At 72.4% G+C, this 16,526-nt stretch carries 1 protein-coding gene (only partly in view); it reads right to left on the reverse strand.

What is annotated here, in order from left to right; all coding sequences use genetic code 11:
* A protein-coding gene (locus L324_RS10685; protein ID WP_051173837.1) for a non-ribosomal peptide synthetase crosses the window boundary here: on the reverse strand, positions 1-16,526 show its 3' portion. Its footprint extends 9,637 nt past the window's final position; the window shows 16,526 of its 26,163 coding nt (coding positions 9,638-26,163); its start codon lies beyond the right edge, outside the window; its stop codon occupies positions 1-3.

Below are 16,526 nucleotides of genomic sequence, written 5' to 3' on the forward strand. Positions count from 1 at the left end.
TCATCGCGCTTCCAGCCAAGCCTCGATCGCCTGCCAGACCAGGGCCATCATGTCGGGGCGGACCATGTCCGCGTGCTCACAGGGAATGGACGTCTCGGTCAGCTCGCCGGAGACGTAAGGCGCCCACCGGTCCCGGAGCGGCCCGTCCTCCGACGCGTTGTCGGTGGCTGTGAGGATCAGCGTGTCGCCGTCGAACCGGCCGGTGGAGTGCGCGCCGCGGATCCGGGTGTTGTTCTCGAAGATCCGCGCGAACACGGCGATCTCCTCGTCGGAGAACCCGCCGAGCAGGTGACCGAACTCGGTCCGGATCACCTCCTCCCACGGCTCGTGTTCCTCCGCCGCGTCACCCGCTTCCTTCATGCTCTCGTCGAGCGGGAAGGAGTCCATGATGATCAGCGCGACCTCCTCGCCCTGCGCCCGCAGCCGGACGGCGATCTCGTGCGCGGGCGTGGCACCGAAGGAGTACCCGACGAGGTAGTACGGGCCGGACGGCCGCACCGCGCGCAGTTGCCTGATGTAGTCGGCCGCCATCTCCGCCACCGAACCCGCGAGCGGGGTCCGGCCGTCGATGCCCCGTGCCTGCAGGCCGAAGACGGGCACTTCCCGCGGCGCGTGCCGCGCGAAAGGTGTGTAGCACCAGCTCAATCCGCCCGCCGGATGCACGCAGAACAGCGGTGGCCGGTCGCCGGTGCCGCGGATGGTCAGCAGTACGCCGAGCGAGCCCCGCACCGACGACAGGCTGAGTGTGTTCAGCAGCGCGGTCACGGTCGGGGCGGCCATCACGTCCTGGACCGAGGTGGTGATGCCCTTGCGCTTCAGCCGCTGCACCAGGCTGACCGCCATCAGCGAATGCCCGCCGAGCGCGAAGAAGTCGTCGTTCACCCCGACTTCGGGAAGTCCGAGCACTTCGGCGAACGTCTCGCAGACGGCCTGTTCCAGGACCGCGAGGGGTCCGTTCGCTCCGCCGGTGCCCGCTCCGGGCTCGTACTGGGGCGCGGGCAACGCCTTCCGGTCGAGTTTGCCCTGCCCCGTCAGCGGCAAGGCTCCCAAGTGGACGAACGCGGACGGGACCAGGTAGTCCGGAAGCCGTTCTGCGACATGGCCTCGCAGCGCGGTGTCGTCGAGGGTGGCGTTCTCCTGCGGGACGACATACGCGACGAGACGTTTGTCCCCGGGAACGTCCTCACGCACGACGACCGCGGCGTGGGCGACACCCGCGTAGCCGCCGAGCACGGCTTCGACCTCGCCGGGCTCGACCCGGTATCCGCGGATCTTCACCTGGTCGTCCGCGCGCCCGACGAAGACCAGCGTCCCCTCCCGCGACCACTTGACCAGGTCCCCAGTGCGGTACATCCGCGTTCCGGGCGCCCCGTGGGGGCAGGCCACGAACCGCTCAGCGGTCAGCCGCGGCTGGTTGGCATAGCCACGCGCGACACCGGCGCCGGCCACGTACAGCTCCCCGGCGACACCGTCGGGCACCGGGTTCAGCGCCCCGTCGAGGACGTAGACCCGGGTGTTGTCCATCGGCCGCCCGATCGGTGCCACGCCCACGACCTCGCCGGGGTCGCGGACCTCGTGCTGGGTGGCGCACAACGTCACCTCGGTCGGCCCGTACAACTGCCGCACCACCACCCCGGGATTCGACTCCAGTACCCGCCGCACGGCTTCGGCCGGGACCACGTCCCCGCCCGTGAGCACCTCACGCACCCCGGCGAAACAGGCCGGATCCTGCTCGGCCAGTACCCGCAGCAACCCCGCGGTGACATGCACGTGGGACACCGCGTGCGCGGAGATCCACCGCCGGAGCACGTCCGCGTCCACCCGCTCGTCCGGCGCGATCACCACGGTCCCGCCCGAAAGCAGGGGCACCCACAGTTCGTACGACGACGCGTCGAAAGCGTGCGGCGCGTGGAACAGCACCCGCGCGGGCGCTCCCCAGCACCGGTCCTTCGCGAGGGCGACCACGTCCCGGTGGGTCGCCACCACCCCCTTCGGCACCCCAGTCGACCCCGACGTGTACATCACGTACGCCGCACTGGCCGGGGACACCGGCGGCACCACGGCCCGGCCGTCCGTCTCCGCGCTGGGCCCGGCCGAGATCCGGCGAAGCCCCGCCGTGCGAACGAATTCGTGGCCGCTCGTGGTCTCGTGCACCACCACGCACCGGGCGCCCGCGTCCCGGACGACCGCGCGCATCCGGGCGACCGGCCACGACGGGTCCAGCGGCAGGTAGACCCCGCCCGCCTTCAGCACCGCGAGGAACGTCACGACCACATCGGCCGTTCTGTCCAGCAGTACGGCGACGGTCCGTTCCGGCCCGTCCACCGCCAGCGTCCGCGCCAGTCGTTCGGAACGGGCGTCCAGTTCGGCGTAGGTGAGGGTGAAACCCTTGTCCACCACCGCGGTCGCGTCCGGATCGGCGGCGACGCGTTCGGCGAAGGCCTGGGGAACCGAAACATCCGCCGTCGCGACCCAGGTGTCGTTGCGCCTCTCGACCAGTTCGGCCGACTCGGCTTCGCCCAGTACGTCCACCGCGAACAGTGGCGTGGCGGGTGCCTCCGCCAAGGCGGTGACCAGGTTGTCCAGGCAGGTGTGCAGAAGCGCGCAGACCTGGTCGGGATCGGCGGGGGCCACCGCGTCCACGGCGATCGTGAAGCCGGTCCCGTCGACGTCGATGGCGACGCCGAGCGGATAGTCGGTCAGGTCCCGGACGGACAGCAGCCCGATGCCGTCCATCGTCTCCGCCTCGTCCCTGGACACCTCCTGGTTGTGCCGGTAGTTGAACAGCGAGGTGAACAGCGGGCTGCCGGACAGGCCGCTGGCCGCCTGCGCCAAGGCCAGCGGCGCGTGCTCGTGGACCATCAGGTCGGCGAGCTGGTTCCGCAGTCCGGTCAGCGCCTCACCGACGGACAGCCCGGCGAGCCGCACCCGCACCGGCAGGGTGTTCATGTACAGGCCGGGGACCCGGTCCGCGCCCGCCCCCGAGTTCATCCGGCCGAACACGATCGTGCCGAACACCACGTCGTCACGGCCCGACAAGGCCGCCAGCACCCGGGACCACGCCAGGTGGAACACCGTCGCCGGGCTCACCGCCAGCGAACGCGCGATCTCCTTCAGCCGACCGGAAAGCGCCTCGTCCACGCGGAGGCCGGCTTGACCCGTCGTCGTGCCGTCGCCGTGGACCTCGGTCAGCCCGTACGGCGCGGTCGGCTCGGTGACGTCGCCGAGGACCTCGCCGAAGTAGCGCTCGTGTTCCTCCCGCGAGACCCCGAACCGTGCCTGCGCGACGAACTCCCGGAACGGCAGCGGCGGCGGCAGTTCGTCGGTCCGGCCCGCCAGATGCGCCCGCAGCTCGGTGAGCATCACCTGCATCGCGGTGTGGTCCTGGAGCAGGTGGTGGACCCGGAGCAGGCAGAGCCACCGGTCCTCCCGCGGATCGGCGGCGATATGCGTGGTCAGCAGCGGAGCCCGGTCCAGCGGCATCCAGTCGCGGACGGCGGCGGTCAGCGCCTCGGCGGGATCCGCCTCCCCCGGCGGGAGCACGACCTCCGAGATCGGCAGCGCCGCGTGGCGCACCACGACCTGCACCGGCTCGGGGAGCCCGTCGGAGAGGACCGCGGTGCGGTAGATGTCGTGCCGGTCCACCACCCATTGCAGGGCCGTGAGGAACTCGTCCAGCCGCTGCCGCGACCCGAACTCCATCACCGCGGGCGTGACGTACACGTCCGTGCCCTCGTGGCCGACCATCAGGTTGTGGAAGAAGATCCCTTCCTGCAACGGCGCCAGCGGGTACACGTCCGCCACGTTCGCCGCACCGCCGGGGACCTGCTCCACCAGCCTTTCGACCTCGGCCTCGGTCAGTTCGACCATCGGCAGCATCTCCGGCGTGATCCTCTTCGCCCCGGCCGGGATGAGGTTCGGCGGGACGACCACCGGTTCCGGACCGGAGGCGGTGGCCAGGCCCGCGGGCGTCGGCGTCACGAACAACGCCCGCACCGAAACCGACACCCCGCGCTGCCTCAGCCACTCCACCAGCGACACCGCCAGCAGGGAATGCCCGCCCAGCGCGAAGAAATCGTCGTCCACCCCGACCGAGGGCAGCCCCAGCACCTCGGCGAACGCCTGGCACAGAAGCTCTTCCTCGGTCGTGGCGGGGACGCGTCCCGAACCGGTCGTGTAGGTGGGAGCCGGCAGCGCCCGCCGGTCCAGCTTGCCGTTGACGGTCAGCGGCAACGCCTCCAGTTCCACCACCGCCGACGGCACCAGGTACGACGGCAACCGCTCCGAAGCGAAGGTCAGCAGCCCGCCGGTTTCCGCGGGCTCGCCGGGCACCACGTACGCCACCAGCCGCGGGTCGCCGGGCGAGTCCTCCCTCGCGATCACCGCGACCTGGGACACCCCGGGATACGCCGCCAGTACGGCCTCGACCTCACCGGGTTCGATCCGGAACCCGCGGATCTTGACCTGATCGTCCGCGCGGCCCGCGAAGACGAGCTGCCCGTCGGCGTCCCAGCGCACCCGGTCGCCCGTCCGGTACATCCGCTGCCCCGGCTCGAACGGGCAGGCCACGAACCGCTCGGCGGTCAGCACCGGGAGCCCGAGATAGCCGCGCACCAGGCTCGCGCCCGACAGGTACAGCTCGGCGACCACGCCCGCCGGCACGGGACGCAGCGCGGCGTCCAGCACGTACACGCGGGTGTTGGCGATGGGACGGCCGATCGGCACCGCCTGCCCCGCTTCGAGACCGGGACGGCACCGCCACACCGTGGCGTCGACGGTCGCCTCGCTCGGCCCATAGGTGTTGAACATCGTGCGGCCGTCCGAAGTCCACCGTTCCACCAGCTCCGGCGGGCACGCCTCACCTCCGACGTCCAGCACGAACGCCGGGTCCAGCACGCCGTCGGGCATCGTCGCCGCCACCGCGGGCGGCAGCGTCGCGTGTGTCACCCCTTGTTCGACCAGGAACCCGGCCAGTTCACGCCCCAGCCGCCGCTCCTGCGGCACGATCACCAGCGCCGCCCCCGACAGCAACGCCAGCAACCATTCCTCACAGAACATGTCGAAACCCACCGACGCGAACTGCGCGACCCTGCTGCCGGGTCCGGCCCCGTACCGCTCATGGCTCACCGAGAGGCTCACGCACGCCTCGTGCGTGACGACCACGCCCTTCGGCCGTCCCGTCGACCCCGACGTGTAGATCACGTACGCCGGATGGGACGGCGACAAGGGCGCGAGCCGGTCGAGGTCGGTCACCGGGCCGGACGCGTAGTCCGTGGCCTCGTCCTCGAAGCCCGGCGTGTCCAGCACCAGTGCCGGGGCGGCGTCCTCGATCATGAACCGGACGCGCTCCGCGGGCAGCTCGCGGTCGATCGGCAGGTAGGCGCCTCCTGCCTTCAGCACCGCCAGCACCGCGATCACCAGCTCCGGCGAGCGCTCCAGGTTCAGGCCCACCACCGATTCCGGTCCGACCCCGTGTGCGATCAGCCGTCGCGCCAGCCGGTTCGCCCGCGCTTCGACGTCGCCGTAGGACAGCTCGACGCCGTCACCGGCGAGTGCCGTCGCCTCCGGTGCCCGCGCCGCCTGCTCGGCGAACAGCTCGGGCACCAGCCGCTCCGGCACCGGGCGGGCGGTGTCGTTCCACTCCTCGACGATCCGGTGGTATTCGGCCGGATCGAGGACCTCCACCGCGCTCACGCGGACTTCGACGTCGGTCGAAACCGCCGTGAGGACACGGATCAGGTACCCGACGAGCCGCCCGGTCGTGTATTCGTCGAACAGATCGGAGGCCGCGGTGAGGGAGCCGGACATCCCGGCCGGGGCACCGGTTTCGTCGAAGGTCTCGCCCAGGCTGAGGTCGAGGTCGAACTTGGCCGACACCCCCGCGCCCAGCACCAGCGGAGCCGTCCGCAGACCCGGCAGCCCGGCGGCCGGTCCGCCGCCCGCCCCGGTGGTGTTCTGCACCGTGAGCATGACCTGGAACAGTGGATGCCGGGCCAGTGACCGCGTCGGCGCCAGCTCCTCGACCAGTTTCTCGAACGGCACGTCCTGGTTCTCGTACGCCGACAGGCTGGCGGCCCGCACCCGCGCGAGCAGTTCCCGGAACGTCGGGTCGCCGGACAGGTCGCTCCGGATCACCAGGGTGTTCACGAAGAAGCCGACCAGCTCGTCCAGCGCCTGGTCCATCCGCCCGGCGACGGCGGCCCCGATGGGGACGTCGGTCCCCGCGCCGAGGCGGTGCAGCAACGTCGCGAGCGCCGCCTGCAGCACCATGAAGACCGTCGCGCCCTCGGCCCTCGCCAGCTCCAGCAGCCGCGCGTGGACGTCGGCGGGCACCAGGATCGGCAGCTCGTGGCCGCGGTGGGACGCCTCGGCCGGCCGGGGCCGGTCCGCGGGCAGGTCCAGTTCGTCCGGCGCCCCGGCGAGCGCGTCCCGCCAGTACGAGACCTGCCCGGCCAGCACCGTTCCCTCGGCCTGCTCGTCACCGAGCAGGTCCCGCTGCCAGAGCGTGTAGTCGACATACTGCACCGGCAACGGCTCCCACGCGGGTGCGTGTCCTTCGAGACGGGCCGTGTAGGCCGCCGCGAGGTCGCGGGTGAGCGGTTCCATCGACCAGCCGTCACCCGCGATGTGGTGCACCACCAGGACGAGCGCGTGCTCCGCCGCGCCGAGGGCGAACAACCAGGCGCGCACCGGGATCTCCGCGGCGAGGTCGAACTCGTATCCCGCCGCCGCGGCCGCCGCCTCGCCGAGGTCCTTTTCGGACACTTCCGCGAACCGCAGTTCGAATCCGGTCTCGGTGATCGGCAGGATCCGTTGGCACGGCTCCCCTTCGGTGGTCTGGACCACAGTGCGCAGCACCTCGTGGCGTTCGATCACGTCGCGGAACGCGGCCTCCAGCGCCTCCCGGTCCAGCTCGCCGGACAGCCGGAGGCCCAGCGGGATGTTGTACGCGGCGTTCGGCCCGTCCAGCCGCCCCAGGAACCACAACCGCCGCTGCGCGAACGACAACGGCACCCGGTCGGGCCGTTCCCGCACCACCAGCGCGGCCCGCCCCGGCCTGGCCTCGACGAGCCTGGGGACGAGGGCGGCCGGGGTCGGCGTCTCGAACAGCGCCCGGACCGGCAGCTCGACACCCAGCACCGCGCGGATCCGGCTCACCAGCCGGATCGCGAGCAGGGAATGGCCGCCCAGCGCGAAGAAGTCGTCGTCCATCCCGACCGACGGCAGGCCCAGGACCTGAGCGAAAGCACCGCACAGCAGTTCTTCCCGGGCGCCGGACGGCGCGCGGCCGTCACCGGCGGTGTGGCCGGGGGCGGGCAGCGCGGCGCGGTCGAGCTTCCCGCTGACCGTCAGCGGGAACGAGTCCAGCTCGACGACCGCCGACGGGACCAGATGCGCGGGCAGGCGCTCCGCCACGAAGGCGCGCACCGTGTCCACCGGCTCGCCGGGGTCCTCGGCCGGCACCACGTACGCCACCAGACGCGGATCGCCGGGGACGTCCTCACGGACGACGACCGCCGCCCGGCGCACCGCCGGATGCGCGGCCACCACGGCCTCGACCTCACCCGGTTCGATCCGGAATCCGCGGATCTTGACCTGATCGTCCGCGCGGCCGAGGAACACCAGCTGCCCGCCGGTGTCCCAGCGCGCGCGGTCGCCCGTCCGGTACATCCGCCGTCCCGGCTCGAACGGGCAGGCCACGAACCGCTCGGCGGTCAGCCCCGCCCGGCCCACGTAACCGCGGGCCACACCGGGACCCGCGACGTACAGCTCGCCCGGCACGCCGGCCGGGACAGGCGCCAGCCTGTCGTCGAGCAGGCAGATCCGGACGCCGCCGATCGGACGGCCGATGGGCGGGACCTCGCCGGGACGCAGGGCGTCGCTCAGCGTGCACAGCACGGTGATCTCGGTCGGGCCGTAGGCGTTCACCATCCGCCGCCCCGGGGTCCAGCGCCCGACCAGCTCCGGCGGGCACGCTTCGGCGCCCACCACGAGCGTGACCAGCGCGTCGCCCGCGTCTTCGGGCACGGTGGCCAGCACACTCGGCGGGATCAGCGTGTGGGTGATCCGCTCCGACCGCAGCACCGCGGCGAGTTCGTCCCCCGCCAGCGGTCCTGCCGCATCCGGGACGACCAGCGTCGCCCCGCACGACAACGCCATGACCATTTCCATGACCGACGCGTCGAAGCTGAGCGAAGCCAGTTGCAACACCCGGGACGCGGCCTCCAGCGCGAACGATTCGACCTGGGCCCGCGCCAGCTCGGCGAGGCCACGATGGGGGACCACCACACCCTTCGGCCGTCCCGTCGAGCCGGACGTGTAGATCACGTACGCCGGATGATCCGGCAGCAGCGGCGTGATCCTGTCGGCGTCGGTGACGGCACCGTCGTCCAGATCCGCCAGCTCCGCCTCCATCTCCGGAGCCCCCAGTACGACCACGGGCATGCCGTCCGGCACCACTGCCACGCTGCCGGTGTTCGTCACCGCCAGCACCGGACCGGCGTCGGCGAACATGAGCCCGACGCGGTCGGCGGGCAGGGCCGGATCGACCATCAGGCAGGCCGCACCGGCCCGCGCGATCGCCAGGAAGGCGATGACCGGTTCCAGCGAACGCTCCAGCACCACCGCGACCACCGATTCCGGCCCGGCGCCTCGCGCGATCAGCAGTCGCGCCAAGCGGTTCGTGACGGCGTCCAGCTCCCGGTACGACAGTGCGACGTCCCCGCGCGACAGCGCCACGGCGTCCGGCGTTTCGGCCACCCACTCCGCGAACAGCTCCCCGAAGGGCACCGGCGGCACCTCCCGGACCGGCCCGGTCCCCGCCTCCAGTACCCGGCGTCGTTCGGCGACGTCCACCACTTCGACCGCCGAAAGCGCCGTACCCGGTTCTTGTTCGAGCACGGAGGCCAGGCTGTCCAGACAGGCGTGCAACAGCGCGCAGACCTGCTCCGGATCGCCTGGGGCGAGCGCGTCCACGGTGACCAGGAACCGGTCCGCCACGTCGTCGACGGACACCGTCAGCGGGTAGTTGCTCTGTTCGCGGTACTCCAGCAGCTCGATGCCGTCGCTCGCGTCGCGCTCGTCGGGCTCCCCGCCCTCGGCCGGGGCCGCCGTGAACCGGTAGTTGAACAGCGACGTGAACAGCGGGAGGCCGCCCGGCACGCCGCTGGCCGACTGCGCGAGGGTGAGCGGCGCGTGTTCGTGCACCATCAGCCCGGCGAGCTGACCCCGCATGGCCGAGAGCGCCGCGCCCGCCCCGGTGCCGTCGAGACGGACCCGCACCGGCAACGTGTTGATGAACGGCCCCGCCGCCCGCCGCACGTCGGCCGTGGCGTTCATCCGTCCGAAAAGGACGGTGCCGAACACCACGTCGTCACGACCGGCCAGTGTGCCGAGGACCCGGGCCCAGGCCAGGTGGAAGACGGTCGCGGGACTGACCCCGCGCGCACGGGCCAGCGCCCGCACCCGCCGGGCGAGCGTGTCGTCGATCCACCGGTCGGCACGCGTCATCGCGTCGCCGCCACCGTGCACGTCGAGCAGGCCGTACGGCGCGGTCGGCTCGGTCAGATCGCCGAGCAGCCCGGCGAAGTAGGCCTCGTGCTCCTCCCGCGCGACACCGAACCGCGCCCGCGCCACGTATTCGCGGAACGGCACGGGCTCGGGCAGTTCCGCGGCGCGGCCGTCGAGTATCGCCCGCACCTCGTCGAGCAGCACCTCGAGCGCGGTGTGGTCCTGCACCAGGTGATGGATGAGCAGCAACGCGACCCAGCGCCCGGTGCCGGGTTCGCGGGCGACCCGGACCCGCATCAGCGGCGCCCGGTCCACCGCGATCCCGGCACCGGCCATCAGCTGCCCGGTGAGGTCACCAGAGCCGTCGGAGCCGTCGAGGACGACTTCGTCCACCGGCAATTCGGCGGTACGGCACACGACCTGCACCGGTTCGCGCAGTCCTTTCCAGACGATCGCCGTCCGGTACGTGTCGGTCCGGTCCACGATCCGCCGCAGGGCGCCGAGGAAACCGTCGAGGAGGTCCCGCGAGCCGAAGCGCAGCACGGTCGGCAGCAGGTAGACGTCCGCGTCCTCCCCCTTGGCCATCAGGTGGTGGAAGAACATGCCCTCCTGCAACGGGGCCAGCGGGTACACGTCGGCGATTGCGGCCGCGCCGCCCGGCACGGCCTCGACGACCGTGGCGATCTCGGCCTCGGTCAGGTCGGCCAGGGTGAGCATCTCCGGGGTGATCGCGGTGGCACCGGGCGGGATCAGGTTCGGGGGCACCACCACCCGGTCCGGACCGGCCGCGGTGGCCATCCCGGCCGGGGTGGCGTACTCGAACACCGCCCGCACCGACACCTCGGCCCCGTGTTCGCGGAGATACTCCACAAGGGACACCGCGAGCAGCGAATGCCCGCCCAGTGCGAAGAAATCGTCGTCGGCACCGACCGCGTCGAGGCCGAGAACGTGGGCGAAGGCCGCGCAGAACAGCTCCTCCCTCGGCCCGGCGGGGAGCCTGCCCGTGCCCGCGAGCGTCGCGGGGCCGGGCGCGGGCAAGGCCTTCCGGTCCAGCTTCCCGTTCGGGGTCAGCGGCAACGCGTCGAGCGGGACGATCACGGACGGCACCATGTACGACGGCAGCCGTTCGGACGCGTACGCGCGCACCGCGCCCGCCGGGTCGTCACCGGTGGCCACCAAGTAGGCGACGAGCCGCTTGTCCCCCGGTGTGTCCTCGCGGACGACCGCCGCGACCCGGTCCACCACCGGGCAGGCACCCAGCACCGTTTCGACCTCGCCCAGCTCGATCCGGAACCCGCGGATCTTCACCTGGTCGTCCGTGCGCCCCAGGAACTCCAGCTCACCGTCGGCGCGCCACCGCGCCAGGTCACCGGTGCGGTACAGCCGCTCCCCCGCGTCGCCGAACGGAGAGGCCACGAACCGTTCCGCCGTGGCCCCCGGACGTCCGAGGTAGCCCCGCGCGAGCTGGACACCGGCCAGGTACAGCTCCCCCACGGCGCCGGGCGGGACCGGCCGCAGCGTGCCGTCGAGCACGTACGCCCTCGTGTTGGCGATGGGCCTGCCGATCGGCACCCGGCCGGGGCCTTCGCCGTCGAGGACGGCCGCGGTCGCCCACACCGTCACCTCGGTCGGGCCGTACAGGTTGGTCACCGGGCCCTCCGACGCTGCGGCCAGGCGGCCGGCCAGCGGACCGGGCAGCGCCTCGCCGCCGACGAGAGCGCTCAGCCCGCGCGCGGCGTCGGCGTGCGCGGTCAGCAATGCCTGCCACAGCGCGGGAGTCGCCTGCAGGGTCGTGACACCGAACCGGTCGATCAGCCCGGCCACCGCCGCCGGATCCCGGACGGCCGCGTCCTCCGCCAGGACCACCCCGGCGCCCGCGAGCAGCGGTACGTACAGCTCCAGGACGTGGATGTCGAAGGACACCGTAGTGACGGCCAGCAGGCGGTCCTCGGTCCCCATCGGGAATCGGTCGCCCATCGCCGCCACGAAGTTCGCCATGGCGCCGTGCGGGACGACGACCCCCTTGGGCCGCCCGGTGGAGCCCGACGTGTAGATCACGTAGGCCGGGTTGCCGGGCGACAGCGGCGCATGCCGTTCGGCGGTGGTCAGGTCGCCGTCGTCCAGTGCCGCGAGTTCGGCCACGACCCGGGGATCGTCGAGCACGATCCGGTCCGGTCCGTGGACGGCGATCCCGGTGCCCAGCTCGGTGAGCATGAGCTTGGGGCGGGCGTCGTCGAGCTGGTAGCCGACGCGCTCGGCCGGATGCGCGGGGTCCACCGGCAGGTAGGCGCCGCCCGTCTTGAGCACCGCGAGCAGCGACACCACCAGCTCGGCGGAGCGGCCGAGGCATACCGCGACGGACGACTCCGGTCCGGCGCCGTGCCGGACGAGCAGCCGGGCGAGCCGGTTGGCCCGCGCGTTCAGCTCGGCGTAGGTCAGCCGGGTGCCGTCGCCGTGCAGCACCGCGACCGCGTCCGGCGTTCTCGCCACCTGCGCCTCGAAAGCCTCCGGCACGAGCATGGCCGGCCGCGGGGCGTCCGTGCGGTTCCACTCCTCCACCACCAGGCGGCGCTCGGCGGGGTCGAGCAGGTCCACCTCGCTCAGCCGCGTGCCGGTGTCGTCGGCGAGCAGGCTCAGGACCCGGATCAGGCAGCTCGCGAGGCGGTCGGCGGTGTGCTGGTCGAACAGATCGGCGGCCGCGATGAGCATGCCCTCCATCCCGGCGGGCGCGCCGGTCGCGTCGAAGGATTCGCCCATCGACACGTCGAGGTCGAACTTGGCCGCCACGCCGTCGGTGGGCAGCGCGCCGATCCGCAGGCCGGGCAGCGTCACCGCGGCCCCGCCGCCCGGGCCGCCCGCGTTCTGGAGGGTCAGCATGACCTGGAACAGCGGATGCCGGGACAGCGACCGGCTGGGCGCCAGCTCCTCGACGAGCTTCTCGAATGGGACGTCCTGGTGGCCGAAGGCGGCCAGGGACGTGTCCCTCACCCGGCCGAGGATCTCCGCGACCGTCGGGTCGCCGGACAGCTCGGTCCGCAGTACGAGCGTGTTGACGAAGAAGCCGACGAGGTCGTCCTGCGCCTGGTCGGTGCGCCCCGCGACGGCGACCCCGATGGGGATGTCCGTCCCGGCGCCGAGCCGCGACAGCACCGCGGCCAGCGCGGTCTGCACCGTCATGAACAGGGTGACTCCCCTGTCCTTCGCGACCGCGCGGAGTCGCCGGTGCAGCCCGGCCGGGATCTCGATCGGGGCGACCAGGCCGCGATAGGACGCGGTGGCAGGTCGTGGCCGGTCGGCGGGGAGGTCCAGCTCTTCCGGCGCCCCGTCGAGGGCTTCGCGCCAGTAGGCGACCTGCTGGGAGAGCAGGCTTTCCGGATCGTTCTCGTCGCCGAGGAGGTCACGCTGCCAGAGCGCGTGGTCCGCGTACTGGACGGGCAGCGGTGCCCACGCGGGTTCCGTACCGCGCAGCCGCGCCGTGTAGGCCGCGGCGACGTCGCGCGACAGCGGCTCCATCGACCAGGCGTCCGCCGCGATGTGGTGCACCACCAAGACCAGGACGTGGTCCTCCGGCGACAGCGCGAACAACGACGCCCGCACCGGGGGTTCGGTGGTCAGGTCGAACGCGTGTCCCACCGCTCCGGCGATCGCGTCGTCGAGTTCCCCGGCGGTCACCTCGGCGACGTCCAGGGAGAAGGCGGCCTCGTCGACCGAAAGCACGCGCTGGTACGGCTCGCCGTCGGCCAGCGCGAACACGGTACGCAACACCTCGTGCCGCCCGACCACGTCCTGGAGCGCGGCCGCGAAAGCCGTCCGGTCCAAGGAACCGGTCAGGCGCAGCGTCAGCGGGATGTTGTACGTCGGGCTCGGGCCCTCCAAGCGGCTCAAGAACCACAACCGCCGCTGCGCGAAGGACAACGGCACCCGCTCCGGCCGTTCCCGCGCCACCAGCGGCGTCCGGTCGGGGACGCCCAGTGCCGGCGACGCCGCCAGCTCCGCCGGGGTCCGGGCCTCGAACAGCGCGTGCAGCGGCACCTCCACCGACAGCACCACCCGCACCCGGCTGGCCAGCTGGATCGCCAGCAGCGAATGCCCGCCCAGTTCGAAGAAATCGTCGTCGACGCCGACCCGGTCCAGGCCCAGCACGTCGGCGAACGCCTGGCACAGCAGCTCTTCCGTGACGTTCGCCGGGGCCCGGCCCGCACCGGCCGAGTACTCCGGCACCGGCAGCGCGGCGCGATCCACCTTCCCGTTGACCGTCAGCGGAAGGGTTCCCAGCTCCACGAACGCCGCCGGGACCAGGTACTCCGGCAGGCGTTCGGTGGCATAGGCGTGTGCCGTGACGCCGACGGCCGTTCCCGGTTCGGCGGGCACCAGATAGGCGACCAGCCGTTTGTCGCCGGGCACGTCTTCGCGGACCAGCACGGCGGCCTGCGCGACCGCCGGATGCCCGGCGAGCACGGTCTCCACTTCGCCGGGTTCCACCCGGAACCCGAGGATCTTGGCCTGCTCGTCCGCGCGCCCGACGAACACCAGACGGCCGTCCGGAGTCCACCGGGCCAGATCGCCCGTCCGGTACATGCGGTCACCCGGACCACCGAACGGGCACGCGACGAACCGCTCGGCCGTCCACAAAGGACGATTGAGGTAGCCGCGCGCGACACCGGCACCGGCCACGTAAAGCTCACCGGCCACCCCGGCGGGCACCACGTCGAGCCGGTCGTCCAGGACGTAGACGCGCGTGTTGTCCAACGACCGCCCGATCGGCAGCACCCCCGCCACCGCGCCGGGATCCCCGACCTCGTACTGGGTGGCGCACAACGTCACCTCGGTCGGCCCGTACAACTGCCGCACCACCACACCCGGGTTCGACTCCAGGACCCGGCGCACGGCGTCCGGCGGGACCACGTCGCCGCCGGTCAGCACCTCACGGACATCGGCGAGACAGGACGGATCCTCGTCCACGAGCACCCGGAGCAGACCGGCCGTCAGATGGACATGCGACAGCTCGTGTCCCGCGATCAGCCGCCGCAGCGCGGTCGCGTCGACGCGTTCGGGCGGCGCGACCACCACGGTCCCGCCCGACAGCAACGGCACCCACAGTTCGTACGACGACGCGTCGAAGGCGTGCGGTGCGTGGAAAAGCACCCGCGACGGCTCGCCCCAGGACCGGTCCTTCGCCAGGCGCACCACGTCCCGGTGCGTGGTCACCACCCCCTTCGGCACCCCGGTCGAACCGGAGGTGTACATGACGTAGGCGGCTTGTCCCGGCGGGCATGCCCGGGGCAGTACAGCGTCTGCGGCGGTGTCGGTGGTGTCGGTGGTGTCGGCGGAGATCGTCCGGATATCCAGCCCGGTCAGGAATTCGTGGCCCGCCGTCGGTTCGTGCACGACCAGCGTGGCGGCGCCGGAATCCTCGGCCACCGCCCGCATCCGCGCGACCGGCCAGCCCGCGTCCAGCGGCACGAACACCCCGCCCGCCTTGAGGATCGCCAGCAGCGCCACCACCAGCTCGGCCGAACGCTCCATCAGCACCGCGACCGGCGACTCCGCACCCACCCCCGAAGCCACCAGCGCCCGCGCGAGCCGGTCCGAGCGGGCGTCCAGCTCGGCGTACCCGAGCGTCAGCTCACCGGCGACCAGCGCGGTGGCGTCCGGCGTGCGGGCCACGTGCGCCGCGAACGCCTCCGGCACCGAAACGTCCGGAACGGCCACTGTCGTGTCGTTCCATTCCTCCCGCAACCGTCGCCGGGTCGGGGCGTCGAGGACGTCCACTCCGGTGAACGGCGTCTCCGGGGCCGCCGCGAGCGCGGTGACGAGGTTGCCGAGGCAGGTGTGCAGCAGGGCGCAGACCTGGTCGGGATCGGCTGGTGCCACGGCGTTCACGGTGATCGCGAAAGCCGGGCCGTCGTTGTCGATGGACACGTGGAGCGGATAGTTCGTGTGCTCCCGGGTGAAGACGGTCCGGATGCCGTCGATGCCCTCGCCGGTTTCCGGCTCCTCCTGGTTGTGCCGGTAGTTGAACAGCGACGTGACCAGTGGGCTGCCACCGGGCAGTTCGGCCGCGGCCTGCGCCGAAGCCAGCGGCGCGTGCTCGTGGACCATCAGATCGGCGAGCTGGCCCCGCATCGTGGCCAGTGCCTCGCCCACACTCGCCCCCGCGAAGCGCACCCGCACCGGAAGCGTGTTGAGGAACAGGCCCGGCGCGCGGTCGGCACCCGCGCCCGCGTTCATCCGGCCGAACAGGAGCGTGCCGAACACGACGTCGTCCCGGCCCGAAACCGCGCCGAGGACACGGGCCCACGCCAGATGGAACAGCGTCGCCGGGCTCACGCCGAGCGTCCGCGCCACCTCGCGTGTCCGCGCGGCCAGGGTGTCGTCCACCCGCCGGTGGGCGAGCGCGGCCGCCGCTCCGTCTCCGTAGGTGTTCAGAAGTCCGTACGGTGTGGTGGTTTCGGTGACGCCGTCGAGCACTTCGGTGAAATAGCGTTCGTGGTCGTCCTGGGACACCCCGCGCCGGGCCTGCGCGACGAACTCGCGGAACCGCGACGGTGGCGGCAGTTCACCGGCCCGACCGGAGAGGAACGCCCGCAGGTCCTCGATGATCACGTCGAAGGTGGTGTGGTCCTGGATCAGGTGGTGGATGCGCAGCAGCACCAGCCAGCCGCCCGCCGGATCGGCGGCGACGTACACCCGGATGAGCGGGGCGGCGGTGAGTTCCATCCGGCCGTCGCCCGCGGCCAGGAGCTGGTCGACGGGTGCGGGGCCGTGGGGGTCGAGGGTGATCTCCTCGACCGGCAGCGGGGCGTGCCGGGTGACCACCTGCACGGGCCGCGGGAGCCCTTCGGACACGATCGCCGTGCGGTAGATGTCGTGCCTGTCGACCAGCCAGCGCAACGCCACGAGGAAGCCGTCGAGGCGTTCGCGGGTGTCGACGGACAGCACGGTCGGCGTGGCGTACACGTCGATGCCGTCACGACCGGCCAGCAGGTGGTGGAAATAAATCCCTTCCTGCAACG

This window comes from Amycolatopsis orientalis DSM 40040 = KCTC 9412 (assembly GCF_000478275.1).
GTDB classification, from domain to species: Bacteria; Actinomycetota; Actinomycetes; order Mycobacteriales; family Pseudonocardiaceae; genus Amycolatopsis; species Amycolatopsis orientalis.